This is a genomic window from Oleidesulfovibrio sp. (assembly GCF_047973035.1).
Taxonomy (GTDB): domain Bacteria; phylum Desulfobacterota; class Desulfovibrionia; order Desulfovibrionales; family Desulfovibrionaceae; genus Oleidesulfovibrio.
On the sequence record NZ_JBKEBF010000045.1, the window covers coordinates 1 to 25,718 of the forward strand.

19 protein-coding genes and 1 pseudogene are annotated in these 25,718 nt (G+C 52.9%); 8 read left to right on the plus strand and 12 right to left on the minus strand.

The features are described from left to right. A pseudogene (locus tag ACK5LI_RS16585) lies at window positions 1-143 on the plus strand (IS200/IS605 family transposase); the annotation flags it as partial. A 143-nt stretch (window positions 144-286) separates the two neighbouring features. Here the strand turns inward: ACK5LI_RS16585 and ACK5LI_RS16590 are convergent. The 6 genes from ACK5LI_RS16590 to ACK5LI_RS16615 form a co-directional block, all read right to left on the minus strand. Next, a complete protein-coding gene (locus ACK5LI_RS16590; protein ID WP_416951436.1) occupies window positions 287-1,396 on the minus strand; it encodes a GntR family transcriptional regulator in 1,110 nt (369 codons plus the stop codon). Window positions 1,397-1,493: 97 nt separating this feature from the next. Then, window positions 1,494-2,129, minus strand: coding sequence for a TIGR00725 family protein (locus ACK5LI_RS16595; RefSeq protein WP_416951438.1), 636 nt, complete (start codon window positions 2,127-2,129; stop codon window positions 1,494-1,496). Continuing rightward, window positions 2,113-2,916 carry an ABC transporter permease gene (locus ACK5LI_RS16600; RefSeq protein WP_416951440.1) on the minus strand — a complete coding sequence of 268 codons (804 nt, stop codon included), beginning with the start codon at window positions 2,914-2,916 and terminating at the stop codon, window positions 2,113-2,115. The genes ACK5LI_RS16595 and ACK5LI_RS16600 overlap by 17 nt, the downstream gene beginning before the upstream one ends. Window positions 2,917-2,956: 40 nt before the next feature. Next, window positions 2,957-4,027: an extracellular solute-binding protein gene (locus ACK5LI_RS16605; RefSeq protein WP_416951442.1), complete on the minus strand. Its 1,071-nt coding sequence runs from the start codon at window positions 4,025-4,027 to the stop codon at window positions 2,957-2,959. Window positions 4,028-4,052: 25 nt separating this feature from the next. Next, window positions 4,053-5,078: an ABC transporter ATP-binding protein gene (locus ACK5LI_RS16610; protein ID WP_416951444.1), complete on the minus strand. Its 1,026-nt coding sequence runs from the start codon at window positions 5,076-5,078 to the stop codon at window positions 4,053-4,055. Between the two features lie 12 nt (window positions 5,079-5,090). Further along, entirely contained in the window at window positions 5,091-5,879 is a 789-nt protein-coding gene (locus ACK5LI_RS16615; protein WP_416951446.1) for an ABC transporter permease, read from the minus strand. An 840-nt stretch (window positions 5,880-6,719) separates the two neighbouring features. Here ACK5LI_RS16615 and ACK5LI_RS16620 point away from each other — a divergent pair. Next, entirely contained in the window at window positions 6,720-8,741 is a 2,022-nt protein-coding gene (locus ACK5LI_RS16620) for a methyl-accepting chemotaxis protein (RefSeq protein WP_416951448.1), read from the plus strand. Window positions 8,742-9,005: 264 nt separating this feature from the next. Here ACK5LI_RS16620 and ACK5LI_RS16625 read toward each other — a convergent pair whose 3' ends face one another. Beyond that, a complete protein-coding gene (locus ACK5LI_RS16625) occupies window positions 9,006-9,851 on the minus strand; it encodes a DUF169 domain-containing protein (protein WP_416951450.1) in 846 nt (281 codons plus the stop codon). 222 nt (window positions 9,852-10,073) lie between these two features. On the opposite strand from ACK5LI_RS16625, the gene ACK5LI_RS16630 reads away from it, so the two are divergent. Further along, complete coding sequence (locus tag ACK5LI_RS16630; protein ID WP_416951452.1) at window positions 10,074-11,204, plus strand: AAA family ATPase; 1,131 nt, start codon at window positions 10,074-10,076, stop codon at window positions 11,202-11,204. A gap of 668 nt (window positions 11,205-11,872) precedes the next feature. Here the strand turns inward: ACK5LI_RS16630 and glmS are convergent. The 4 genes from glmS to ACK5LI_RS16650 form a co-directional block, all read right to left on the minus strand. Then, a complete protein-coding gene (gene glmS / locus ACK5LI_RS16635) occupies window positions 11,873-13,696 on the minus strand; it encodes a glutamine--fructose-6-phosphate transaminase (isomerizing) (RefSeq protein WP_416951454.1) in 1,824 nt (607 codons plus the stop codon). Between the two features lie 99 nt (window positions 13,697-13,795). Continuing rightward, on the minus strand, window positions 13,796-14,356 hold the full coding sequence (locus ACK5LI_RS16640; RefSeq protein ID WP_416951487.1) for an HPP family protein: 561 nt from the start codon (window positions 14,354-14,356) through the stop codon (window positions 13,796-13,798). 204 nt (window positions 14,357-14,560) lie between these two features. Continuing rightward, entirely contained in the window at window positions 14,561-15,190 is a 630-nt protein-coding gene (locus ACK5LI_RS16645; RefSeq protein WP_416951456.1) for an XTP/dITP diphosphatase, read from the minus strand. A gap of 57 nt (window positions 15,191-15,247) precedes the next feature. After that, on the minus strand, window positions 15,248-16,741 hold the full coding sequence (locus tag ACK5LI_RS16650; protein ID WP_416951458.1) for a two-component system sensor histidine kinase NtrB: 1,494 nt from the start codon (window positions 16,739-16,741) through the stop codon (window positions 15,248-15,250). A gap of 116 nt (window positions 16,742-16,857) precedes the next feature. Here ACK5LI_RS16650 and rimO point away from each other — a divergent pair, with 116 nt between their 5' ends. The 5 genes from rimO to ACK5LI_RS16675 all read left to right on the plus strand — a co-directional run bounded on the left by rimO (window position 16,858) and on the right by ACK5LI_RS16675 (window position 24,255). Then, on the plus strand, window positions 16,858-18,150 hold the full coding sequence (gene rimO / locus ACK5LI_RS16655; protein WP_416951460.1) for a 30S ribosomal protein S12 methylthiotransferase RimO: 1,293 nt from the start codon (window positions 16,858-16,860) through the stop codon (window positions 18,148-18,150). A gap of 93 nt (window positions 18,151-18,243) precedes the next feature. Further along, window positions 18,244-19,968: a 30S ribosomal protein S1 gene (locus ACK5LI_RS16660; protein ID WP_416951462.1), complete on the plus strand. Its 1,725-nt coding sequence runs from the start codon at window positions 18,244-18,246 to the stop codon at window positions 19,966-19,968. Beyond that, window positions 19,952-20,848, plus strand: a complete 897-nt coding sequence (gene sppA / locus ACK5LI_RS16665) for a signal peptide peptidase SppA (protein ID WP_416951463.1) — start codon at window positions 19,952-19,954, stop codon at window positions 20,846-20,848. Before ACK5LI_RS16660 ends, sppA begins: the two co-directional genes overlap by 17 nt. Window positions 20,849-21,240: 392 nt before the next feature. After that, window positions 21,241-22,815: a 4-alpha-glucanotransferase gene (gene malQ, locus ACK5LI_RS16670; RefSeq protein ID WP_416951465.1), complete on the plus strand. Its 1,575-nt coding sequence runs from the start codon at window positions 21,241-21,243 to the stop codon at window positions 22,813-22,815. Between the two features lie 204 nt (window positions 22,816-23,019). Further along, a complete protein-coding gene (locus ACK5LI_RS16675) occupies window positions 23,020-24,255 on the plus strand; it encodes a bifunctional nucleoside/nucleotide kinase/histidine phosphatase family protein (RefSeq protein ID WP_416951467.1) in 1,236 nt (411 codons plus the stop codon). Window positions 24,256-24,698: 443 nt separating this feature from the next. Here ACK5LI_RS16675 and ACK5LI_RS16680 read toward each other — a convergent pair whose 3' ends face one another. Beyond that, on the minus strand, window positions 24,699-25,235 hold the full coding sequence (locus ACK5LI_RS16680; RefSeq protein WP_416951469.1) for a YaeQ family protein: 537 nt from the start codon (window positions 25,233-25,235) through the stop codon (window positions 24,699-24,701). Window positions 25,236-25,718: the final 483 nt, after the last annotated feature.

The following is a 25,718-nucleotide window of genomic DNA, read 5'->3' on the forward strand; positions in this document are numbered from 1 at the left end:
GGTGCCGTGGATATTACGTAGATACAGTTGGAAAAAATAAGGCAAAGATACAAGATTACATTAGGCACCAACTTGAGCATGATAAGCTTGGTGATCAATTATCTCTTCCATATTCTGGAAACCCGTTTACGGGTCGCAAGTAACAGAGATGCAGATGCCAGACGAACGTGCGCCTGCTAGGGCGCTGCTAGTAAGAAAGCCTTATAGGCGCATATGAAGAACCCCCAGCTATGCTGGGGGGTACCTTTTGTGTGCGCTGTCAGACAGATTGCAGGCGTTGCCGGCACTATGGTTTGAGAACCCTTCTGCTGCTTGCTCGTATAGCCAGCTCCGGAGCAAGGATGTCTGTAGAAGGCTTAAAGGTTCTCGGGCGGGCTATACTTTCGAAAAGCACTTTTGCCGCCATGCTTCCCATTTCAAAAGAGTGCACCTTTACCGAGCTGAGCGGGATGTCGACTGTTTTGCAGATCGCGTTATCATCATAGCCCATGATTCCGAAGTCACTACCGGGTGTCAGGCCATGCTCGACAGCCGTCCTGTATGCTCCCAGCGCCAGAAAGTCTGTAAAGCAGAACGCCGCATCAGGTGGCTGCTGTAGGCTGATAAGGCGGGCGAGTTCCTGCCTGCCGGGTTTTTCAAAGTCCCAACTTTCAGAAAAGACCGTCAGCGCAGGGTCCGGAACGATTCCTGCCAGAGTATGTGCGCTGAGGTACCCCATGTAGCGGTTCAGCGATATTGTATAGCGTGGATGGGAAATGTATGCGATGCGCCTGTAGCCTTGTTCAAGCAAATGCTGTGTGCCCAGCAGCCCGCCCAGAAAGTCGTTGCAGATAACCTGAGGGGCTTCAAAGCCGAGCGGAGCGCGGTTGCAGAATACGCAGGGGATGTTGTTGGCAGTGACATCATGCAGCATGGCATACAACTGCTCTTCAAGCTGCTCAGATGGATTGGGGCGTGCAGGGATAATAATGACCCCGCTTACGCCGCTGCTGACAAAGCTTTTCAGGTAGTGGTTCTGTCGCGTTGCCTGATTTTCAATATTACCCACCATCAGGTTGACGCCGCGCTCAAACGCGGCATGCTCAATTCCGCGCAGGATGGCGGGATAGTTGTAGCGGCGGATATCCGGCAGCAGGACGCCGATTGTCAGCCCCTGCTTGCCGGAATGTGCTTCTATTCTGCGTTCGGCAACATAGGTGCCGGAGCCTCCCCGCGCGTAAAGGACGCCGTCTGCCGTAAGTTCCGCAATGGCGCGGTCAATAGTGGTGCGGCTTACACCGTAGCTTTGCATCAGGCTGCGGCGTGGGGGAATGCGTGAATGAACAGGCAGGCTGTTTATCAGGTCTTCCAGCTGCAGGCGTACGGATGTTGTCACGTCAGACGATGTGCGGGGCATGGTGTTTCTCTCGGCGTTGGCAGATGCGTACTGCATTTTTCTGCACGTTGCCTTTGTTCGTCAGGCAATGCAAGCCTCATCCGCCGGAGTATGCCTGTCAGGCCAAAAGGTTGAGAACTGTTCTGGCAATATTGTCGCCAAGTTCCTGATGGCTGTTGCAGCGCACAACACCGTCTACAGCAGGCGGGTCGGCCAGCGCAAAGACAGGTTTGCCGAACTGCAGCCCGAAGGCGATTTCAGAAATGGTGCCGTAACCGCCGCCAACAGCGGCAAGGCATAACGCCGCGCGCGTGAGCAGCGCATTGCGCGCAACACCGATGCCCGTTGCCAGAGGGATGTCCACATACGGGTTGGCCATTTCTGGCTCATCATCGGGCAGCAGGCCCACGGTAAGCCCGCCCACGGCAGAGGCTCCTTTACATGCCGCTTCCATTATTCCCTGACGTCCGCCGCAAAGCAGCGTCAGGCGCATGTTGCCGATGATTCTGCCTGCTTCTTCTGCCGCTTCCAGCTGAAACGGCTCGGCCGAGCGCCCTCCGATGACCCCTACGGGCACTTTGCACGGCTGGTCACTTTCTGTCTGCAGCCAGCGCACAGCCTCCTGCAGTGATACGCTTCTGCCGTCAGTCGGCTCATCAGCGTGAATGGGCTGCCAGGTTCTGCCAGCGGGAACAAAGCGTGTGGCAGTTGTAAGGTTAATGAGTCTGTTAACTGAATTAATGATGAGCTTCACTCTGGCTCCTTTTTGCGGAGTATAATTCTCCCATGGCAAGTATGATCGTGCACAGTGCCAGCAATACTACTGAAAGTGCGGCAGCAGAGGGGAAATCCGAACCGGTGTCCGATATGCGGCTGTACAGGGTAAGGGGCAGAATGTTGACCTGCGTGCCTACCAGCGCCAGAGCTGTACCGTAGGCGCCCACTGCCACAGCAGAGACCAGACAGAACGCGTTGATCGCACTGGGCAGTACCTGCGGAATCAGTACATCTTTAAGCGCCCGCAGAGGGGACGCTCCCAGAGACTCCGCGGCCTTCAGCTGTGACCGGTCAAAGTTGACCAGAACAGGCAGCAGGGTGAGTACAACTCTGGGAATGAGGTAGTACGAATATGCGAAAGCGAGCCCTTCTGGACTGTACAGAAAGCCGGAGATGGTTGTTGGCTCCACGCCGACTTGCGCCAGCCCCAGAGTGACAAAACCGGCCCTGCCGAATGCCAGAATAAAGCCGTACGCCACAATCAGGCCGGAAAATGTCAACGGCAGCGATATCCAGAACATCAATGTGGTCCGCACGCGTTCGCTAAGAGCAGACATATGCCATGCCACAGCAAATCCGACGATAAGCGACAAGGTGGGCGCGCTTAATCCCACAACCAGAGTCCCGCCGAGCCCCCGCCAGAAAACAGAATCGTTGAAAAGCGTGGCAAAAGTCGGTTCACTGCCTATAAAAGCCTCGGAAATCACCACTCCCAGCGGAATGATAAAAAACAGCAGTATGACCAGTGAGCCGGGGGCGGCCATAAGCCATAGCCGCCCCCGGTTGCTGCGAATGTTTTGTGTGCTATTTGCCAAGAACTAACCTTGTCCATGCGCTGTCGATTTCAGACTTCAGGCCTGCAGCCTTATGCAGGTCCAGAGGACGCAGTTGCGGAGTTTCAGGGAAGCGCTCTGCGATATCGGCAGGCAGCTTTATGCCGGGTACGGAAGGACGGACAAATCCTTCTGCAAAGGTGGTCTGCCCAGCGTCGGTCATGATGAAGTTAAGCCAGAGCCTGGCGGCATTGGGGTTAGGACCGTCTTTGACCATGCTGATGGCGTAGGGTGCGGCAACAGTGGCTTCGCGGGGAATCACCACGGCAATATCGTCGCCCATGCCGTCTTTGTATTTGGCTTTCAGGCCGTCATTTTCGTAGCCGATCCAGATGGGAATTTCGCCCTTGAGGAATTTTGCGTAGGGGGTGGTGCCTTCCACGCGCATCACGTTGCCTGCTTTGTGCAGTTCGGCCAGATATTCCATGCCGGGCAGAACGCTGCTCATGTCGCCGCCGTTACCGTAGTTGGCTGCAAAGCTGAGTACCTGTCCCTGTCCGGTGGAGCGGGGATCAAGGTATACGATGGCATTTTTGTATTCAGGCTTTTTCAGATCCGCCCATGACTGAGGGACGGTATTTACAAGCTTTTTGTTTACCAGAAACGCGATGGTCAGCTGGTGAACGATAAACCAGCGGCCTTCCTTGTCACGGTAAACGTCGGGAAGTTTTTCGTAATTAACGGGTTCAAAGCCAGTCAGCAGGCCCTTGTTGGCTGCGTCAATGGCAGATGCGCCGAAGTAGTAGGCAGTATCGGCCTGAGGACGTCTGCGGGCTTTTTCAAGCGCGACAACGGTAGCACCGGAACCCAGATCGTTGTAGGCCATTTCCACTTCGGGGTAGCGGGCTTTAAAGCGTTTGAACATGGTACCCCAGTTGGCCCAGGTGGGGCCGGTGTCAAAAGAGACGACCATGCCTTCCTCGGCAGCTTTTTCGTACAGCGCTTTTTCGCCGGGGTAGAGTTCTGCCCCGTCGAACGCCAAGGCAGTCTGAGCGACAAACAACAACATGGTTGCGACAAAGAGCATCAGTTTGTTTTTCATAGTCTTTATCCTCGGGTTCATGGTTTTACGCCGTTAGCAGGCGCACGTGTTCGGGGGCAATATATACTGACTCGATGGCTGTTCTTTCTCCTGTTTGGCCCAGAATGACCGAGTCTCCGACAGCAAGATCATAGCGGCGCATAGCACCGAGGAAGCGGTCGCGGATGATGTTTCCGCCGAACTGGTTTGTACCGTCGGGGCTTTGGGCGGTGAGAACATTTTCGGGACGGACAAGCGCAGTGACTTTGGTTCCGGCAGCAAGATTGTGCGGGGTGGTTCTGAGAACGCCGAAAGGTAGTTCCACCGTATCGGCGGAACGCACAATGCCGTCCCACAGATTGGCTTCACCTACAAAGCCGGCCACACTTTTGGTGGCAGGGGCGTCATACAGTTCTTTCGGCTGAGCAACCTGAACAAGGTTTCCGGCCTGCATTACCGCTACGCGGTCTGCCATGGAGAGAGCTTCTTCCTGATCGTGCGTGATGTGGACCGTGGCGATATCAAATTCGCGCTGAAGGCGCAGAATCTCGTCGCGCATATCGCTGCGCATGCTGGCATCAAGCGCGGAAAGCGGTTCGTCCAGCAAAAGCACTTTAGGAGCAAACACAAGGGCGCGGGCCAGCGCGACACGCTGCTGTTGCCCGCCGGAAAGGGTGGTGGGGCGACGATCGCCGAATCCTTTCAGGCCTACTCTTTCAAGCGCTTCATACGCCATAGTGCGACGTTTTGCCTTGTCGATTTTTCGTATCTTCAGCGGATAGGCCACGTTTTCCCAGATGGTCATGTGCGGGAAGAGAGCATACGACTGGAACACGACGCCAAGCTGGCGTTCGCGTACAGGCAGATACGTAATATCAGTGTCATCAATGAAGATGCTGCCGCTTTTGGCCGTAAGGAAGCCCGCAATGAGGTTGAGCAGCGTTGTTTTGCCGGAACCTGACGATCCGATGACAGCCAGCAGTTCACCGTTGTTGATTGTCAGGTTGATGTCATGCACGCCGGTTGTCGTGTTCGGGTAGCAGAACTGAAGATTTTTTATGATAAGACTCATGAAGACTTCCCTTTATTTTGCTGCCGCGCGGGCAGCCAGTGCACCCATGGATGAAGCAGTCAGTGCAAGAACCAGCAGGATAACCGTAGCGGCACAGGCAAAGCCTGTGGCTCCGTAAAACGCCTGAAGCAGGACTACAGGGTACGGGCGGTATAAAAAGCCTGAAATAAGGTTGGAAAGCTGGAATTCACCAATGGACAGAGCCGCAACCATGATCAGGCCGGAGGCAAGGCTGTGCCGTAATAAGGGAACAATCACATCCATGAACCGCTGCGGGAACGTGGCGCCCAGTGATTCCGCGGCAATTTCCAGCCGGTTAAGGTTCAGGTGGCGCATGTCTGCAACCAGCGTCTGCAGCAGATATGGCAGGGTGAGGACCACATGACCTGCAATGAGCAGCCAGATGCTGCCCAGCCACGGAGTGGCATCGCTGGTGAATATGAGAATGAAGCCGAAGGCCAGCACCAGAGGGGGGGCGGCAATAGGTAGAAGAAATACTATCCGTGCGGCGACCAGAATGCCCTTGGAGGCACTTTTATATAGTGCATATGCCAGCGGAACTGCCAGCAACGTACAGATGACGCACGTTCCGACAACTACCTGCATGCTGACCATAAAGGCCCGCCGGAAGCTGCCTTCCTCCCATAACTGCATGTACCAGTCAAAAGTGACCCCGGTAGGCAGCATGGTGTTAGTCCAGCGCTCACCGAATGATCCAACGAAAAGCAACCCGATGGGTATGAAAAGATAAAGAAGGTACAGCCCTGTAATGAATGCTGTAGACCTTGTTCCTTTTGCCATGCACACTTCCTGTTTTGTAGACGGGCCACTTTTAAATTAATAGGCCAAAAGGGCCCGGGCAAAATTTTATAAAAGTTTACCGTGAGCCAGTTTGTGTGTCAACGGGAAGGGCATGTTTTTGCTCTCTGTAACAAGAAATTAACATTACTTTCCTTACCCTTTCCGCACTGTATTATTGGCCTGCAAATGCCAGAAGCGAATTGGGGATTTGCAGGAATGTTTCTAGAGCGGGCCAATTAATAATAATCAGTCCAAAATTGAGCGCAAGAATGTGCCGGGCAGTTGATGGAATGCGCGGTAGAGATGGCGCCTGCCTGAAGGGCGTGAATCGGGGCAGCAAGCCCTGTCACAGGCGCTGCCGCACGGTGCTGCCCGTTTCTGAATTTGTAACTAAATAGTATCTCTCTGTTATTAAATGAAAAATGCTTTTCTGCGTTACGTCGGAGTTCTTTTTTCAGCAGGTGACGTTGCTTTATTGGAACATAGGTTTCACGTGTGGAACACATCCTGTGTGTTGGGTGCGTTTTGAAGAAATAAAGTGATAAGCAGTGTTCCTTTTATGCAACCGTTTTCAGATGAATTGTCGTCTGACGAGATTGTGGCGATATCATATAAGTAAACTGTAATGTTATGTGTGTGGCAATGATGGAAAAAGACTTTTGTATGGCATGATTTGTGCTCCTTTTCCCGCAAGTATTTAAACTGTACGCAATGGTACTTCAGAGTGATGTAACACTGGTGTTATATGGGCGCCACCTGAAGAAATTCGTATAAGTGATAGAGCAAAGTGAACGCAGCATCCGCATAAATGAAGACTCTGCGTTACTAAAGGGAGCGGGAATGGTTTTAAGTGCAAAAAATAAAATTGTACTAAGCGTATTGGCGTTTTTTGCCGTTGTAATTGTGGTTATGGCTGGTGTTTCATACCAGCGTTTCAATGACTCATCTAATAATGCTCAGTCTGAAAATCTGGAGACAGTGGCGACAGCTGTAGGCAAAGCTGTTTTAGAAAAAACAAATGTATATTTCAATGCGCTGGAGCTGACGGCAAAGATGCTGGCTCCTGTCCTTGATCCTCATAATCCGGAGGATATGGAGTACAGATTATCGCTGCTGAACAGTCTGACTGTTCAGACCAGAGTAAGCGAAGCGTATTATTGTTTATCCAGCGGCCTGACCTATACCGCCAAGGGACAGATTCCGAATTTTAATGCGAGAGATCTGGGGCGTGAATGGTATTCACGCATTTTTAATGGTGAAAAGAGGATAATTACAACTCCTTACACTTCCTCTATGGGGATACTGGTTATGGCTGCCGGTGTTCCCGTCATGAAGGACGGCGTTATGCTGGGAACGTTGTGCGCCAACCTTGCCATGACTGAAATAACCGATTTTACAAAGAAGGTTCTGGATTTTGAAAATGTACTGCTCATCAGACAGGACGGATTCATTATGGCAGCGCCTGACGATGATGACCTTGGCAAAAGTCTGTGGGATGTGATTCCCGATCTGAAAAAGTATCAGGGCAGAACTGACAACGGCAACATTACCTTTAAGCACAACGGAAAGCAGTACGAAGGCAGTGTGTACTTTATCGAAGGCCTTAAATGGAAAGTTATTGCCTTTGAAGATGTAGAGGTGATCAACAGGGACTCCAATGAAAACCTGTATCTTACAATAGGAATGGCCGTAACGGCACTGCTGCTTTCTGTCGTGATGGTTAACCTGCTCGCTTCGGTTTTGATTTTCCGTCCGTTGGGAAAAGGTGTGTCATTTGCTGCCGCAGTGTCTGAAGGTAAGCTGGATGAAACTCTGGACATTCATCGCAAGGATGAAGTGGGTGTTCTGGCAGAGGCTTTGCGCACTATGGTAACCCGTCTTAAGGGCATGATTGCGGAAACGGAGCAGAAAGAGCGCATTGCGACACAAGCGGCCGAGCGGGCGCATAAGGCGGTGGCGCAGGCCGAGGAAGCCCGTAAAGAAGCAGAGCTGGCAACACGGCGTGGTATTCTGCAGGCGACATCGCAGATTGAAGGTGTTGTGGAGCGCATCGCCGCAAGTACAGAAGAACTTGCAGCGCAGGTTGCTCAGATTTCCGGTGCAGCTGACATACAACGCACACGGATGGCGGAAACTGCCACGGCTATGGAGCAGATGAATGTTTCTGTCATGGAAGTCGCCCGCAACTCCGGTGAGGCTGCGTCCTATGCTTCTGATACACACCGCGAGGCACGGCGCAGTGCAGAACTGGTGGGTAAGGTTATTGAGTCGGTCGGTTTTTTGCGGGATTCCGCAAAGACCATGACTTCAGACCTGACAAATCTGGAAACCCACGCGGACAGCATCGGCATGATTATGGATGTGATTAATGATATTGCCGATCAGACAAATTTGCTGGCCCTAAACGCAGCCATTGAAGCTGCCCGTGCAGGCGATGCGGGCAGAGGCTTTGCCGTGGTGGCGGATGAAGTGCGTAAGCTGGCCGAAAAGACCATCGGCGCCACAAAAGAAGTAGGCGAAAAGATTAACGCAATACAGAATGCTTCTAAAGCGAGCATTCATTCTATGGGCGCTGCCACAAGCGCGGTGGAGGACGCCGCATCCTTGGCTCAGGAGTCCGGCGAAGCATTGCACAAGATTTTGTCCTATGCCGATTCCAACGCGGTGCAGGTGCAATCTATTGCCACAGCGGCAGAAGAGCAGTCCGCTGCTTCTGAGCAGATAAATCAGGCCGTGGAAGAAGTGGCTCATATTACCACCGAAACGTCACAAGGCATGGCAGAGTCCAGCAAGGCCATAGACCTGCTGGCAAAAATGTCTGGAGAGCTTCAGGTCATTGTTGAGCAGTTGAAGAAATCCTGACCGGTTCCGGTTAAAAAAGATACAGGCGGTTACAGCATTGGGCTGTAACCGCCTTTTTTATTTGGTGGCAGGAAAACGTGTAAACGGTCCCGCGGGGGTGCAATCAACGTTTTAAAAACACATATAGCTTACATCTTTCCCAACCTCATCAGTCTTTGATGAGTTGACGATGCCTGCCCTTTGCGCTGAGAGCTTTTCGTCCGGAGTCTGGCAAGGCTTCAACAACGTAGCCGACGCCCTGCCGGCAGTAGCTCTGCACCTTCGTTATTTCGTTTCATCCCAGGCGCGTGCGCTCCGGTCCACTTTCTTACGAACTCCTTGCCAGCTTGAACCATGGTTGAACATTGATTCTGGCAGGGTAGAGAGCATCTTGTTGTACAGGCTAAGCGGTACAGTAAATGTAAGTTCATCGGTTTTCATAAATTTTCTGGCAGACGGGTCAAAGCCTCCGATGACAGCTTTTTCCAACCCTTGCTCTTTATAATAAAGAGGCCAGCCGACGATATTGGTGCATCCCGCACCAAAAGGAGAAGTTACACACTCCATATCGCCTGTAGTGAATACAGCATGTGTGAAAAGCCCTGACAGAACTTCTGGTCGTGCAAAAAAGACTACAAATTCGGGCTTGTCATCGTCGGTGAAGTGTGAAAGCGGCTTGAAAATGCAGTATGTTGCAGCAGCCTTGCGGGGATTCACTTTTATCATGAACTCACGCATGGCGTCCGGTCCCGGCATGTAGCGTTCACCATCAAGCGGAGTTCCTTCAAAGCCGGTAGAAACGTAATGTTCTATGAAGCGCAGATGTGGCTTCATCATTGAACAGTAGTATGCGCCTCCAACACATCCGTACTCTTCGGGAGAGATATACGCGGCTGCATGTTTCTTTCTGGCAAGCCATATGTTGCCTATTACGCAGGAAAAAGTGCTCATGACCGCTTGCATGTCAAGCGCGCCCTGCTCTTCCAGTTCGCGCGAGACGGGCGTTCCTTTTTTGGGCCCGTAGGCATTGTCCGGTATTGTGTCCGAGTAATGGATTCCGAAAGGTTCTTCGTTCAAGCCGAGGTGCTTCAGAAGAATGTCGGTTTCATTAAGCAGGTGTTGCATCGACATGGTGACTCCTGTGTTTTTCGTATGGCAGGCCGCTGGATAACTCCTTCCTTTTATAATCCCTGTTAGCAGTGCGTTGCAGGGAAATGAATATGTGAACTATTATTATTGCTGAAAAGGTTTACTTTTAAGGTGCTGGCAAGCCGTGGCGTATGCGGTTGCCTGAATAAGAATTATGACGGGATTTCTTGATTATTGTTTTACAATAATTTAGTTTCAATAATTATGAAAAACCCTATTCACACAGATACACTTGAGCCTGACCAGCCCTTTTGCAATCGGGTTGAGGAGCTGAGCTCGCTATCAGGTCATGCCCGCAACGGGATGAACGTAGTTATTTTTGCCCCGAGGCGTTACGGCAAAACGTCTCTCGTGCGGCGAGTGCAGCACCAACTGCGGAGCGAGGGAGTATGTGTCATTTATGCACAGTTTATGCGTCTTGTGTCCGTGGATGATCTGGTTCACCGGCTGGCCAAGGCTGTTGTCGTGGGTTTGCATGAGCACGAATCCCTGCTGGATAAAGGAAAAAGGTGGTTGCGCCATCTGCCGTCTGTTCAACCGGTGTTTACGCTGGACTCATCTACAGGAACGCCCGCTGTCAGCATCCGGATGACATCTCGCCCTAAAGACTCTCTTGATGCTCTGGAAAGTCTGCTTGAAGAGCTGGGAGCACTGCTGGCAAAAGATGATTTTCATGTTTGTATAGCGCTTGATGAGTTTCAGGACATTGTGGACATCAAAGAGCCCCGTGTTGAGGCGCTGCTACGCGAGCACATGCAGCGACACAAAGCCTCATATGTGTTTCTGGGTAGCCGCCGCCGTGTGCTTGTAGATATTTTTAGTAATAAGGGCAGGCCCTTTTATCACAGCGCCACCATGATGGAGCTTGTCCCGCTGCCGGAGGACGAATGTGTAGAATTTATCCGGCAGCAGTTTGCGCAAGGCGGGAAGCATTGCCCTGAAGATGTAGCCCGAAAGATTACCCGTAGCGTAGAGCAGTACCCATACTACCTGCAGGCATTGGCGTATCGAGTGTTTGAGCTATGTGAGGATGCGTGTACGCCGGAACATGTAACGCAAGGATATGAACTGCTGCTTGGCAATGAACGCTATAGTTTTCAGGCTATTTTGCAGGGGCTGTCGGCAGGGCAGCTCAAATTGCTTCGAGGTTTGGCGCAGGATGGGCAGGCCCAGCTTACTTCCACTGCATTTTTACAGGAATATGGCCTTACTCTAGGAGGTGTTCAGTCTGCGCGAAATGCATTGAGTGAGCAGGATATTATCGAACAATTGAATGACGGGCGCTGGCGCATTGTTGACCCGATTTTCAAAGATTGGTTGCTGCAGGCATTTTAGTGTGCAAGGCACAGATGCTGTAAATGTGCTTAACTAGTGATATGGTAAAATTATTTAATTATATTTGTATGTTATTGAAACGGAGAAATGCAAGAGGCCACATTGGAATAGCGGCTGCAGATTCGGAGTTAAAGACTAGGGTAAGGTCTTAGAAACAATTGACGCAGTGCAGGTTCGTTCTGGCGTGCAGTATGTTTATGAACATGTTTTTTCAGATGATAAGATTATTGCCCGAAGTGCGGCAAAAGCCATAGGGACAGTGCGTTCAGAGTGTAGGGATAACGGCTTCACTAAGGGTGCACTGGCAAAATATCACTACTGCTATCAATTGGTAGATTTTTCTAAGAAGAACCTTGATAAGCTCAGAAATTTTCCTCCGGAATAAGCCGTCCATCTGTATGGTGTGGCGTCGCAACATGATGACGCAAGCGTCCGTGATAGAGTTCTTGATTATCTGCAACGTTATCCGGTTCCTAAAATCCTTCCATATACACGGCGACTTTCCGGTTAAGGTTGATACTGAAGGATGAGGCATGTGCGGATTGTGTATATCCGCCCCCGCAAGCAGTAAAAACGCCCCTCGCTCTGTGTCATTCAAAAGAGCAAGGGGCGGCTTGGTATTGTGGTGGTCTTTAACTGAATTGTTCAGTTAACGGCAGAGCAGAATGCTACTCCACCGTGACGCTTTTTGCGAGGTTACGCGGCTGGTCAACGTCTTTTCCGAGGTAGTCGGCAGCTTCGTAACTGAACAGTTGCAACGCGGGCAGAGCGATGAAAGATGACAGTGCTCCCCATGCTTCGGATACTACCCACGGGCTGGTGGCAACAAGGTCTGCGCCGGGATGCACCAGAGCAATAATCTTGCCGGAGCGGGCCTGTACTTCCTGCAGGTTCGATTTGACCTTGGGGTACAGATCGTCGCTGAGTGCCAGTGCAAAGGTGGGAAACTCCGGATCAATCAGTGCGATGGGGCCGTGTTTCATTTCGCCTGCTGCGTAACCTTCGGCGTGAATGTACGAGATTTCTTTAAGCTTGAGCGCGCCTTCCAGAGCCAGCGGATAGCAAAGACCGCGGCCAAGGAAGAAGAAACTGCGGGCGTTGGAGTATTCGCGGGCAAGGCGCTTTGCCTCTTCCCGCATTCTGGGCAGTTCGGATTCCAGCTGACCGGGCAGCTTTTCCAGCCCGTCGATTGCCGCTCTGCGGGTTTCCTCGTCCAGCACGCCTTTGCGGCTGCCCCAGTAAAGGGCCAGCAGGGTAAGGGCCGCCATCTGGCTGGTCATGGCCTTGGTGGAGGCCACACTGATTTCCGGCCCTGCCTGTGTGTACATCACAGTATCAGCTTCGCGGGCGATGGAAGAGCCCACTACATTGCACAGGCCGATTACGGGCAGCCCCTGCTCTTTTGCCAGACGCAGGCCAGCCAGAGTGTCGGCGGTTTCGCCGGATTGGCTGATTACCAGTACGGCTTCGTCTTTTTCAAGAATAGGCTGGCGGTAGCGGAACTCGGAGGCAATTTCGACCGAAACAGGCACTTTAGCCCATTGTTCTATCAGCTGCTTGCCCCACAGACCGGCATGAAAGCTGGTGCCGCAGGCCACAATATGCAGACGGCGGGGAATGGTGACGTTTTCGAATTCAGGCAGTGTGGCAACGCGTTGCTTCCAGTCTATGCGGCCGGTCAGGCAGTCGCTGATGACACGGGGCTGCTCAAAAATTTCTTTCAGCATGAAATGCTTGTAACCGCCCTTCTGCGCGGCCTGCACATCCCATGTAATGTGGTGAACTTTCTTTTCGATGGGTGACAGGTCGGTAACGCTCATTACGTTCCAGCTGTTGGCATCGATGCGTGCCATTTCGCCGTCTTCCAGAAAAACCACATCGCGGGTGTAGGGCAAAAATGCGGGGATGTCGGATGCAAGGAAGTTTTCACCCTGTCCCACACCCATTACCAGCGGGCTGGACTGGCGTGCAGCGTACAGGGTGTTCGGGTCGCGGGTGTCGCAGACAACAATGGCGTATGCACCTTCGGCACGTGAAAGTGCCATGGAAAGAGCTTTATCCAGTTGTTTTGTCTGGGCAAGGCAATCCGCAATCAGGTTGGCGCAGACTTCCGTGTCTGTCTCTGAGCGGAACGTATAACCTTTCTCGCTAAGCTCCGCTTTCAGTTCCTGATAGTTTTCAATAATGCCGTTGTGGATGATGGCTAACGATTCATCCTGACAGCAGTGGGGGTGGGCGTTGCGTTCTGCGGGTACTCCGTGAGTGGCCCATCTGGTGTGCCCGATGCCGCTGGTGGCCATGGTCACATTCACGCTTTCCAGCTTTGCTTCCAGATTGACCAGCTTGCCTTCCGCTCGGATGACGCTGAGTTTTTTGTTTTGCACAAAGGCGACTCCGGCAGAGTCGTAACCGCGATATTCAAGTCGGCGTAAGCCTTCAATAATAACAGGTACAGCAGGGCGATGGCCCGCGTAGCCGATTATGCCACACATAGGATTCTCCTTGCGGGAATGTGCCGAGAAAAAAGGTCGGCCTGAAGTATCTAACCGCCCATGCTACGTTGTTGAACGTGTCAGCGCAAGGGGTTGATACTACCACCACCAGCGAGGATAGCTACGCCGTCTGCTGAGATTGTTTACTATCAAGGCAACGGCCAGAATGACCACCGCACCGATTCCCGCAGGGACCAGCACATACAAGTATCCTAAATTATGTATGGCAGGACTGCCGATAACCGCGATCAGTGCCGTTGCGCCACCGGGCGGGTGCAAGGTGCCTGTCAGGTGCATGAAAAATATTGCGGCGGAAACAGCAACCGCGCTGGCAACCGGAGTGGCTCCCAGTAATTGATATGTTGCCACGCCGACGACAGCAGACAGCACGTGCCCCCCGACAAGATTACGAGGCTGTGACAGAGGCGCCTCAGGCGCGCCGTATGCAAGCACGGCAGAAGCACCGAAGGAGCCGATTAACAGTATGCTGTCGTTACGATCAAACAATACGTGCAGCAGGCCCAACAGCAGAATACCGGCGAAAGCCCCGACTGCCGACCAGCAAGCTTCGCCGATAGACGGGCACCATTCATTTCGGGCACAGCCTTTCATTTTGCACAGATAATTTATGGGTTCGGTTTTCTTTTTATCACGCGACATACGCCAGATATGAAAGGCAGACGTGTTTTTGAATGTGATGTGTGTCACATTTTGCGTAATTCGCCGCAGATCTATGGTGCTGATGCATTACCTGCGGGACGGCAGGCTGAAAGTGTTGGTGTTTTAAAAAATGCGAGTGTGTTGTGCTTGTAAAAAAGCCCCGCTAGATTGAACGGGGCTTTGCATATCAGAGGGTTGCGGAAGCTACGCTGATGCGCGTTTCCAGAACTCAGGCCAGATTTCCATAAGGGCGGCCAGAGCCTTGCCCCGATGCGAACGGGCATTTTTTACTTCCGGCAGCAGCTGGGCCGAATGCTGACCTGACAGGGAATCAATGAACAGCGGGTCGTAGCCGAAGCCATTATCGCCTTTTTCGCAGGTGGCAATATGGCCTTCCCATGAGCCGTCAGCGGTGGCTGTTTCACCATTAGGCGCTGCGGCAGCCATTACACAGCGGAAACGCGCCGTGCGTTTTTCGTGCGGTATGCCTTCCAGCGCGTTCAGCAGCTTGGCATTGTTACGCTTGTCGCGTGTGTCACCCGGAAGGTCCGGCGTGTCATCACTGTATCGGGCAGAATATACGCCGGGCGCACCGTCCAGAGCATCTACGGCAAGGCCGGAATCATCGGCAACGGCTACCAGACCTGTGGCTTCCGCCACAGCGCGGGCTTTGATGAGGGCGTTTTCTTCAAACGTGGTGCCGGTTTCTTCAATTTCGTCGATTTGAGGAAAGTCATCCAGCCCGCGTACGGCCAGGCCGCTGTTGCCCAGCATGGCAGAAAGTTCTGCTACTTTGCCTTTGTTGCGTGTGGCAAGCACGATTACTGGTTCCATGGGTGTGTAGGCTCCTTTATGTATAGCGGGCGTACCCCGCATAAGCTCATGGCTACGTCACGTTGTTTCACTTGGTTCTAAGGCAAGCAGAGGCTGCAAAAACAGTGTGATGCATGTGCCCGTTTCGGGTGATGATTCCAACTCCAGCATGCCGCCCATTTCTTCAATCAGTTTTTTGGTCATGGCAAGCCCTAACCCTACCCCTTTGTCTTTGGTGGAAAAAAACGGACTGAAAATGTTGTTCTTGATGTCTTCGGGGATGCCGGGGCCGGTATCTTGTACCTGAATGAACAGGCCCTTTTGCTTCATTCCGGTGCTGACCGTCAACGTACCGCCTGCGGTCATGGCTTCCTGAGAATTTTTTACCAGATTGATAAGGCACTGCTTTGTCATGTCAGAGTCGCCACGTGCCAGCGGCATGTTGTCGGCAAGCTTCACTACGGTAAACAGGCTGCATTTTTTATCCCGTATACGCATCAGCCCCACGGTTTCCCGCACGATGTTGTTCAGGTCCACATCGCCGCGTTTGGGGCCGCTGGGTTTGGCAAAGTTCATGGTGTTGCGCAGAATGGTATCCAGCCGTTTTGACTCTTCCAGAATGATGCGGGCCTTTTCCCGGGCGTTGTCGTCAAGCGAGGGCGCACGAAGCAGAGACTTGGCAAAGCCCCCGATGGCAAACAGCGGGTTGCGGATTTCATGCGCGATGTAGGTGGACAACTCTCCGATGGCTGCCATTTTTTCGGTCTGATGCAGTTTGCGCTCCATGTTTGTGCGGCTGGTGATATCACGGCGCATTTCAATGATGCGGCTGACTTCTCCGTTCTGGTCAAGCACAGGATAGGTGTAAACCCGATGGTAGCTTACCTTGCCGTCGGGAGTCACGCGGGAGTGAATCTGTTCAGATTTTGCCCCCGTGCGTATTGTTTCCTGAAACGGGCATGCGCCCTGACAGGTGGAACAGAAGTCCAGCCCTTCAATATCGCAGCAGTTTTTGCCCAGCCAGTCTTGTTTGGTTCCACCGCATCGGTTCAGCACATTCTGGTTCATGTCTGTTATGCGGCCTTCTGTGTCCAGCAGCAAGATATCCTCGTCCACCTGATCAATAAGAGTGGCAAAAAGGGTGCGGGCGTGTGTAAGGTGCATCTGGCAACTGTGACAAATCTGGTCCGATGTGATGACAGGCAGAAACGCCATGACAGTTCCGGCGTTCAGCACTGCAATATGCGGCGGTACCTGCTCCCGTAGCGTCTGCATATGCTCTGCCGTGTCGGACATATCGGCGAAAGCTGTTGTATCGGGGTGATGCTGCAGCAGCTCCGCTACGGACCGATACTGCGGGAGATGCGTTATATGATAGGGCAGGTTGTCGGTGCCTGTGTGCAGAAGGCCGGTAATGCGGATATGGCTGTAGACTTGTGTGAAGTCGTAGCTTGTTATCAGCTCGGCTAGCGGCGCCAGTCCCTTGCCCGAGCCGGCGATTGCCAGATTCAGGCGTGGCAATGTGTCAGGAATGATTTCCTGCAGCGGCAGAGATGGCGTCCGGTCGGGCATGGTGGCTCCTTGCGATGAACATAATCCGCGTCCAGAGCGGCTTTTTGCTTGCATCACAACGCATGGCGTGGCAATGCGCGGTTTCCACATATACCTTTTACCCTGTTTGAGTCTCTATGATAAGCGTTTATTCAATCAGTCTCGGATGTCCGAAGAACCGTGTAGACACGGAATGGCTGCTGGGCGTGCTGGGGCCGGACGTTACTCCCGTTGAAGAAATGGAAGATGCCGACCTTGTCCTTATTAATACCTGCGGATTCATTGGCCCTGCCGTGGAAGAATCCGTTCAGGTGATTGTGCAGGCCATAGCCGACCTTGAAGATGTTAAAGACAGACCGTTGCTGGCGGTAGCCGGATGTCTGGTGGGACGTTACGGCCGTGCGGAGCTTGCGGCGGAACTGCCCGAGGTGGATTTGTGGCTGACCAATAGAGACATGGGGGACTGGCCCGAGATGATCGGTCGTGCTCTGGGCGTTGCCGTGCATGTGCCGCCTGTGCGGCTGCTTTCCACAGGGCCTTCATACGCTTACCTTAAAGTCAGCGATGGCTGCGGGCACAACTGTTCTTTCTGTACCATTCCTTCCATTCGTGGCGGGCTTGTTTCAACGCCTGCCGAAGTGCTGGAGGCGGAAGCCAGAAACCTGCTTTCGTGCGGGGTGAAAGAGCTGATTTTTGTAGCGCAGGATGTTGCCGCCTATGGCAAGGATCTGGGCATGAAGCACGGCCTGCGGTCGTTACTTGACCGTTTGCTGCCTCTGGACGGGCTGGAGCGGTTGCGCCTTATGTATCTGTACCCCGCGGGGCTGAACAAAGAGCTGCTTACCTACCTGAAAGATGCAGGCAAGCCCTTTGTGCCGTATTTCGATATTCCGATGCAGCATGCGCATCCTGACGTGCTGTCGCGCATGGGCAGACCTTTTGCGCGCAACCCGCGTGAAGTGGTGGACCGTGTGCGCGAGGTCTTCCCCGATGCTGCTTTGCGTACATCCATTATTACCGGTTTTCCCGGTGAAACGCAGGAACACTATGACCATCTGACCCGTTTTGTGCAGGAAGTGCGCTTCATGCACCTCGGGGTGTTTGCCTATCGTGCAGAGGAAGGCACTCCCGCAGCTGATATGCCCGATCAGGTGGACGAGGTGGAAAAAGACTGGCGGCGTGATGCGCTGATGGAAGTGCAGGCCGACATCAGCGAAGAGATTCTCGAAGGCTTTACCGGAGAGCAGATGGATGTGCTGGTGGATGCCCCGCATGATGAATGGCCGGGATTGCATGTAGGCCGCACGTGGTTTCAGGCACCAGACATTGACGGCGTGACATATATAAGCGGTCCCGGTGTTGCACCCGGTGCGATGGTGGATGCCGAGATAGTTGAAGCACGGACATATGATCTGGTGGCACTCTCATAAACAGGATTTACGGTTGAGTTCCTGTTGTCTTTCTGGTAATGAGGCAAATCCCGCAGGACGGTAGCGGGAAAATTTGTTGGTTGGAGGAAACGTATGACAACCGAAACCATTGATACCTCTCTCGATGCAGAAATGAGCTTTGAGAGCGCCCTCGAAAACTACCTCAGCTCCGATTTCGGAGATCTTGAAGAAGGTTCCATCGTAAAAGGCGAAGTCGTTCGTGTAGACGGCGACTACGTTCTGGTCGATGTTAACTTTAAGTCCGAAGGGCAGATCCCTGCAAGCGAATTCAAGGACGCAGAAGGCGCCCTGACCATTAATGTAGGCGACGTCGTAGACGTATTTGTTGCCCGCAAAAATGAGATGGAAGGCACCATCACCCTGTCCTTTGAAAAAGCCAAGCGCATGCAGGTCTTCGACAAGCTCGAAGAAGTACAGGAAAAAGAAGGCACAACCCGCGGCCGTATCATTCGCCGCATCAAAGGCGGTTACACCGTCGATCTGGGTGGAGTGGAAGCGTTCTTGCCCGGCTCTCATGTGGACCTGCGCCCCGTGCCTGACATGGACGCACTGGTCAATCAGGAATACGACTTCCGCGTGCTCAAGATCAACCGCCGCCGTAGCAACGTCATCGTTTCCCGCCGCGTGCTGCTTGAAGAAGAGCGTGATTCCAAGCGTCAGGATCTGCTGCTGACCCTCGAAGAGGGCCAGATCGTTGTCGGTAAGGCAAAGAACATCACCGAATACGGTGTGTTCGTTGACCTTGGCGGCCTTGACGGTCTGCTGCACATCACCGATATGTCCTGGAAGCGCATCCGTCATCCCAAGGAACTGGTTTCTCTCGGACAGGAACTGGAACTGAAGATTCTGAGCTTCGATCGCGACAGCCAGAAGGTTTCCCTTGGTATGAAACAGCTGGTGAACGATCCCTGGGCCGACATCACCTCCAAGTACCCCGAAAACGCACGCCTCAGCGGCAAGGTTACCAACCTTGTTGACTACGGTGCATTCGTGGAACTTGAGCCCGGCGTTGAAGGTCTTGTTCACATTTCCGAAATGTCCTGGACCCGCAAGCTGCGTCATCCTTCCCAGATGGTTCGCGTAGGCGACGAAGTGGAAGTGGTGATCCTCGGCGTGGATCCCGACAAGAAGCGCATCTCCCTTGGCATGAAGCAGGTTAAGCCGAATCCCTGGGAAGTTGTGGCTGAAAAATACCCCGAAGGTACCATCCTTGAAGGTGTTATCAAGAACATCACCGAATTCGGTATGTTCATCGGTATCGAAGACGGTATTGACGGCCTCATTCACGTTTCCGACATCAGCTGGACCAAGAAGATCCGTCATCCCAACGAACTGTTCAACGTGGGCGACACTGTTCAGGCAAAAGTTCTGACTGTGGATCAGGAAAGCGAAAAGTTCACCCTTGGTGTGAAGCAGCTGACCGAAGATCCCTGGAGCAAGGTGCCCTCTAACTACCCCGTTGGCGCCATGATTAACGGCGTTGTGACCAACATCACCGACTTCGGCCTCTTTGTGGAAGTTGAAGAAGGCATCGAAGGTCTGGTTCACGTGTCTGAAATCAGCCAGAAGAAAGTGAAGTCTCCCTCTGAAATGTTCAAGGAAGGCGTAACCATTCAGGCTAAAGTCATTCACGTAAGCGCCGAAGAACGCCGCCTTGGCCTGTCCATTAAGCAGATCAAGGACGACGAAGAACGTCGCCGTCCCAAAGAGTTCCGTTCCGGTTCCCCTGAAACCGGCGGCCAGACTCTGGGCGACATCCTGAAGCTGAAGCTTGAAGAGGATGCAGCAGACAACTAGGCTTTCATTTAGCCAGAAGCATCCCTTTCTCTTCGGATTGATGCTGATACTGGTGGCCGTAGCCCTCTTCTGGGGGGCTATGGCCACTTTGCGTTTTTTTATCGGTGATAACGACCTTATTTCCACACAGCGGGTGGGGGTTATCAACGTGCAGGGAATGCTGCTTGATACCACGCCGTATGTGGAGTTTGCCGAAACCCTGCGGCACGATGACAACGTGCGGGGGGTTCTGGTGCGGGTTAATTCGCCGGGCGGCGCTGTAGCCCCTTCGCAGGAACTGTATAACGCCATCAGGCGTCTTGCAGCCGTAAAGCCTGTGGTTGTTTCCATGGGGGCTGCTGCTGCTTCAGGCGGCTATTATATTTCTGCTCCTGCCACGCTTATAGTGGCAAATCCTGCGACACTGACCGGCAGCATCGGCGTAAAGATGGAGCTGGGCAACGTGCAGGAACTTATGAGCAGGCTCGGGGTACAGCATATTTCACTTACCAGCGGCGAGTTGAAAAACGCTGGTTCTCCTTTTCAGGCTATGACCCCGCACGAGCGTGAGTACCTGCAATCCATCGTGATGGATATGTACGAGCAGTTCATTCAGGCCGTGGCTGAAGGGCGCGACCTGCCTCTTGAGGATGTGCGCAAAGTTGCTGACGGGCGTGCCCTTACGGGCAGGCAGGCACAGCAAGCCGGACTGGTGGATGTGCTTGGTGACAGATATGTTGCCATGGACGAACTGCTTACGCTTTGCAACGCCACCTCTCCGCTGCCCGTACAGGAAGGGCCGGAAGAGGAGCGTACCCTGTTGCAGGAAATTTTTATGTCCGTGCTTCCGCAGGAACTGACCTCGCGCATGGATGGCTCACAGTATCGTTTTTTCTTTTAGACTCCTTTCTCCATCAGGCTTTCAGCCTTTTTATATGAACCCGAAGCTCGTCAGGCTTGTGTGGCAACTGCCGTTACCATCTGACCTGTGCACGGTCTGCTGTTTACGTCCTTTGCACTCCGCAAAAAGCTGTTTCGGGTGACCTGTTTTGCTTCTTCTGCCTGCAAGCAATCTAAGCGATGTTAAGGGCAATGTGCTCTTGGCTTCATCAAGTATGGATGCATAGGCCGCAACAGGATACCCCTGCCTGAAAGTAACCCCATGTGTCGTATCACTGGCAGATGGTGTTCCCCCTCTCCCCCTGCTGACGGGCTTTTGGTACTGCTTTTCCATTATCGTGGCAGAGGCGGAACGTATGTGCTATGGTCATGTGAAATGTCTTTTCCGGTGGTATGGTTGTGTTTTGCCGTATAGGCAGGCTTTACACATGTTATCGCCTCAGGAGGTATCACATGAATGTGCGTTCCAGCGGTGTACTGCTTCATATAACCTCGTTACCCTCCGGCTACGGTATCGGCGACCTTGGCCCTGTGGCATACAGATTTGCGCGTCTGCTGCGCAATATCGGGCAGCTGTACTGGCAGTTTCTTCCCCTCGGGCCTACGTCTCCGGCTATTGGTAATTCTCCGTATTCCAGCCCTTCGGCGTTTGCCGGTAATCCGCTGCTTATCAGCCCGGAAATGTTGGTGCAGCAGGGTGTTGTTTCGTGGCCGGACATTCAGGTGGCAGAAGGCGAAGCTCTGTATGATGATCACACAAAGATTGAATATGAACGGGTAGAAAAGCACCGCGAGCGGGTTTTGCGGGCTGCATTTGAACGCAACAGCCATACCCTTGGCGGAGATGCTTTTTACACCGAGTTTTGCCGGACAAATAACTACTGGCTGGAAGACTACGTACGTTTTGTCACCATAAAGCGCAGGCATGATGGTGCGGAGTGGCGCTACTGGCCTGAACCGTTAAAGAGGCGCAATGCAGATGCGCTGTCCCGCTGGGACGCGGAAAATGAGCGGGAGATGGAATACGAACGGTTTGTCCAGTATCTGTTTTTCCGCCAATGGGACGCCCTGCATGAATATTGTCGTGATCTGGGTGTAAAACTGGTGGGCGACGTTCCTATATATGTTACGTACGACAGTGCAGACGTGTGGGCGAATCCGGAATTTTTCCAGCTTGATGCCAGCCTTGACCCTGTTTACGTGGCTGGGGTGCCGCCGGACTATTTTAGCGAGACAGGGCAACGCTGGGGCAACCCTGTATATAACTGGCACAACATGCGTGAAGACGGTTTCCGCTGGTGGATTGACCGCATGCGGCACAATTTCCGTCTGGCGGATGTGGTGCGGCTGGATCATTTCCGCGGTTTTGCCGGTTACTGGGAAATTCCGGCAGCAGAAGAAACCGCCGTCAACGGGCGCTGGGTTGATGCTCCGGGCATGGAACTGTTCGAAGCTTTCGGGCGGGCGTTTACCAGTTTACCCATCATTGCTGAAGATCTGGGGGTTATCACGGCTGATGTACGGGAGCTGAAATCCACATGGAATCTGCCCGGTATGAAGATTTTGCAGTTTGGTTTTTCCGGCAACCTGATGCAGAACCCTGATGCGCCGTTTAATCATGAACGACGGTGTGTAGTGTATACAGGTACGCATGATAACGCCCCTGCGCGTGCATGGTTCCGGTTTGAGGCCGGTGACGAAGAACGTTTCCGGCTGGGAGAATTTGCCGGACATTCCGTGCGGGAAGAAGACGCACACCTTGCGCTCACCCGCCTTGCCATGGCGGGAGTTGCAAATACTGTTATTTTCCCCATGCAGGATATTCTGGGGCTTGATGCGTCTTCGCGCATGAATACGCCGTCTGTTGCAAAAGGTAACTGGGCATGGCGTATGAATGCCGATCAACTTGAGGCGTATCATTATGAGCGTTTTGCGGCGATGACGCGCTTTTTCGGCAGGCATTGCTAAAGGCCGCATTGCGGGCTGTTCCGGCTATTTCTTTGTCATACTTTGTTTATTTTACAGCGGGCGTCTGGAAGGGTACTGTCTCGTATGGCAACCATGCTCTGTGTGAAATAACGGAATAAAGCCTATGGCGACGATGCGTTCATAGTTGCGGCAGTCCGCTTTGCAGAGAGCAACCATAGAGATTCAAGCACGAAAGGAGCGCGCATGGGCGGGCTGTTCATAGTAATGGTGGGATTACCTGCCAGAGGCAAATCCACGGTGGCCTCAAAGCTGCGTGAAGGGCTGGAAAGTGAAGGCCTGAACGTGGACATATTTAATAACGGGATTCTGCGCCGTGAGATGCTGGGGCACGATTCGTCCGCCCCCTCGTTTTATGATCCGCAAAATCAGGATGGACGGGCACGCCGTGAAGAACTTGCCCGTATCAATATTAAACGTGCCCGGGCTTTTCTGGAAGCGGAAGGTGATGTAGCCGTGCTGGATGCCACCAACGCAAGCCGTGGCCGCAGAGCTATGATTGAAGAGTTCGCGCGCGGTCTGCCCATTCTTTATGTGGAATGCTGCAACGATGATCCTGATCTGCTGGAAGCATCCGTACAGCGGAAAACCAGACTGCCGGAATTTTCCAACCTTACGCCGGCAGAGGCGGAGCAGAGCTTTAACAAGCGCATTGAGTATTACAAAAGTATTTACGCCGAGCTGGAGAGTGAAAGCTGCTTTTTGCGGGTGGATACGCTGAATAACCGTATCCTGAAAGAGCGCTTGGGCTATAAGATTCCGCATTATATCCGCATCCGCGATATCCTTGTGTCCGACTGGGTACGAAATCTGTACTTGGTGCGCCACGGAGAGACCGTTTACAACGTGGAGGGCCGTATCGGCGGTGATGCGCCGTTGACGGAAAAAGGGCTTGCTCAGGCCAACGCGCTGGGGCGGCATTTCAGCAACCTTGTTATTCCGTATATTTTTACCAGCACACGGCAACGCTCCGCTCAGACGGCTGCTCCTGTGCTGGCAGGGCAGGAGCGGCAAGGTTTTTCTCCTACCCGCATAGCGCTGCCGGAATTTGATGAGATTGATGCCGGTGTATGCGAGAGCATGAGGTATGACGAAATCCGCAGCCGGATGCCGGAAGTGTTCGATGCTCGCTCGCACGATAAGTACAATTATGAATACCCGGAGGGCGAAGGCTACATCACGCTGAAAGCCCGTGTAGACAGGGGGTTGAAAAAAGCCCTGTTCCTGTCCGGTAATGCGCCTGCCATTATGATTGTAGGCCATCAGGCAATTAACCGCATGATTCTGTCGCACTTTCTGTACCGCCGTACAGAGGATGTGCCGTACATTTACATTCCGCAGGATCAGTATTTTCATATTGTTTCAACACAAAAGAAAAAGCTGTTCGAACTGGTGCGGTTTACCGGCAAGCTGACGTTTTGATTGTAGTGACAATAAAAGATAAAGGCGCATCCGTGGTGATTCGGGTGCGCCTTTTTTGTTGTAAAGGAGGAACCATAACGAAGGTTGTTGAGGATGGAGAACGTTGCAGAAGGGAGTATGGTTGGTACCCGCAAAAACGACAAGGGTATGGGGCTGGCGTGGAGGGTTTTATGGCTGCACTGCTGATGATGTTACAGGCTTTAGGCTGGCGCCTGATGCGCGGCTCTTAGAAGAGAGTGCCTGTTTGTTGCTGTATTAAAGAACCGTCACTCGCGATGGGTTGGTTTGGTTATGCGGGGTAGGGCCGCCTGTCGACTGGTGTTACGTGATGCTGTGTCTGGAAAAGTGGAACTGTCCGGAGCTGATCTTACTAATATAGGTTGCTTATGAATAATGCAGGGGGAACCACCCGACAGAATAAGCCGGCAGAAGCTTAAGGGGCTTTACGGGGTGAGGTGGTGCAACGCGGATGCAAGTTCTTCATTACCGCGTCTGCTGGATATGCTTAAAGCGATATGAGCTTCATTTACGCTTGCTTCAATACGGTTGGTCACGTCCAGCAGGTCGGCCATGCTGTCTACAAAGCCCGCATCAAACGCTGTAAGTTGTACCCGTTCAGGCCTTCTGATGCCCTTTGCGGAGGCTGCAAGAGGTCGGGCGTCTTTGGCTGTACGGCGAAGGATGTGAAAGGCGGCATCGCGTGGCAGCCATGAGGCCACACGGTCAATTTTTCGCACCGCAATGTTGCCGCAATCCACCCATAGGCTGATACGCTGCTCATCATCAAAGGCTATAAGGTCTGGTTTGTAATGCCAGCCTACGCCTTCCTCGATGCACGGCCTATGCTGCATGAACAGAATGAATCCCAGAGCCTTCAGGGCGATGTGCCATGTGACCTCGCTGCCTCCGGCACGGAGTACGACTTTGTCCCGAAGGGTGGAGTCTCTGGCGTGTCTGGTTATGGCGCAGGTGTACTTCATGCAGAAATGTTATACGGCAATCTGAAAAAGGTGATGTCGGGCGGTAACACAACCTGTTGTGGCATGAGCCTGCGGTTCAGACAAGTAGCGACCGGTATAAATAAAAGGGAGACGGCACGCAGGCATAATTAGGAGTGCGCTCGGTCAGATGGTAACATGAGCTGGCAGTAATGCCCGCATGGCGTGGGCAGACTTCAACTGACGATATGTCCCGCACACATAGCTCGCGCAAGTATGTGTCGGAATGACGGAGCATTATGTGTTTATCTGCAAGCTTTGATTGCAGGTGCCAGCCGCTGGCGCTATAGTGCGGCCCTCAGCGGCAGACTGCGTTTGCCGGACAGTTACCAGCGGTTGCAGTTTAAGAGACAAGCCGTATCAGGCAGGATTTTGTTGTCTGAGGGGGCGGTAAAAAGGTCAAACAGTGACCTCTTTTGTTACTTAACACCGATAACTGACTCGCAGCATTATGGCTAAGCTGTT

Bases quoted from the DNA above. Each gene is read 5' to 3' on its own strand.
- ACK5LI_RS16630 (WP_416951452.1), top strand. From the start codon at position 10,074: ATGAAAAACCCTATTCACACAGATACACTTGAGCCTGACCAGCCCTTT.
- ACK5LI_RS16600 (WP_416951440.1), bottom strand. From the start codon at position 2,916: ATGGCCGCCCCCGGCTCACTGGTCATACTGCTGTTTTTTATCATTCCG.
- ACK5LI_RS16640 (WP_416951487.1), bottom strand. From the start codon at position 14,356: ATGTCGCGTGATAAAAAGAAAACCGAACCCATAAATTATCTGTGCAAA.
- ACK5LI_RS16660 (WP_416951462.1), top strand. From the start codon at position 18,244: ATGACAACCGAAACCATTGATACCTCTCTCGATGCAGAAATGAGCTTT.
- ACK5LI_RS16625 (WP_416951450.1), bottom strand. From the start codon at position 9,851: ATGTCGATGCAACACCTGCTTAATGAAACCGACATTCTTCTGAAGCAC.
- ACK5LI_RS16610 (WP_416951444.1), bottom strand. From the start codon at position 5,078: ATGAGTCTTATCATAAAAAATCTTCAGTTCTGCTACCCGAACACGACA.
- ACK5LI_RS16605 (WP_416951442.1), bottom strand. From the start codon at position 4,027: ATGAAAAACAAACTGATGCTCTTTGTCGCAACCATGTTGTTGTTTGTC.
- rimO (WP_416951460.1), top strand. From the start codon at position 16,858: ATGATAAGCGTTTATTCAATCAGTCTCGGATGTCCGAAGAACCGTGTA.
- ACK5LI_RS16680 (WP_416951469.1), bottom strand. From the start codon at position 25,235: ATGAAGTACACCTGCGCCATAACCAGACACGCCAGAGACTCCACCCTT.
- ACK5LI_RS16615 (WP_416951446.1), bottom strand. From the start codon at position 5,879: ATGGCAAAAGGAACAAGGTCTACAGCATTCATTACAGGGCTGTACCTT.
- sppA (WP_416951463.1), top strand. From the start codon at position 19,952: ATGCAGCAGACAACTAGGCTTTCATTTAGCCAGAAGCATCCCTTTCTC.
- ACK5LI_RS16620 (WP_416951448.1), top strand. From the start codon at position 6,720: ATGGTTTTAAGTGCAAAAAATAAAATTGTACTAAGCGTATTGGCGTTT.
- ACK5LI_RS16675 (WP_416951467.1), top strand. From the start codon at position 23,020: ATGGGCGGGCTGTTCATAGTAATGGTGGGATTACCTGCCAGAGGCAAA.
- ACK5LI_RS16645 (WP_416951456.1), bottom strand. From the start codon at position 15,190: ATGGAACCAGTAATCGTGCTTGCCACACGCAACAAAGGCAAAGTAGCA.
- malQ (WP_416951465.1), top strand. From the start codon at position 21,241: ATGGTTGTGTTTTGCCGTATAGGCAGGCTTTACACATGTTATCGCCTC.
- glmS (WP_416951454.1), bottom strand. From the start codon at position 13,696: ATGTGTGGCATAATCGGCTACGCGGGCCATCGCCCTGCTGTACCTGTT.
- ACK5LI_RS16590 (WP_416951436.1), bottom strand. From the start codon at position 1,396: ATGCCCCGCACATCGTCTGACGTGACAACATCCGTACGCCTGCAGCTG.
- ACK5LI_RS16650 (WP_416951458.1), bottom strand. From the start codon at position 16,741: ATGCCCGACCGGACGCCATCTCTGCCGCTGCAGGAAATCATTCCTGAC.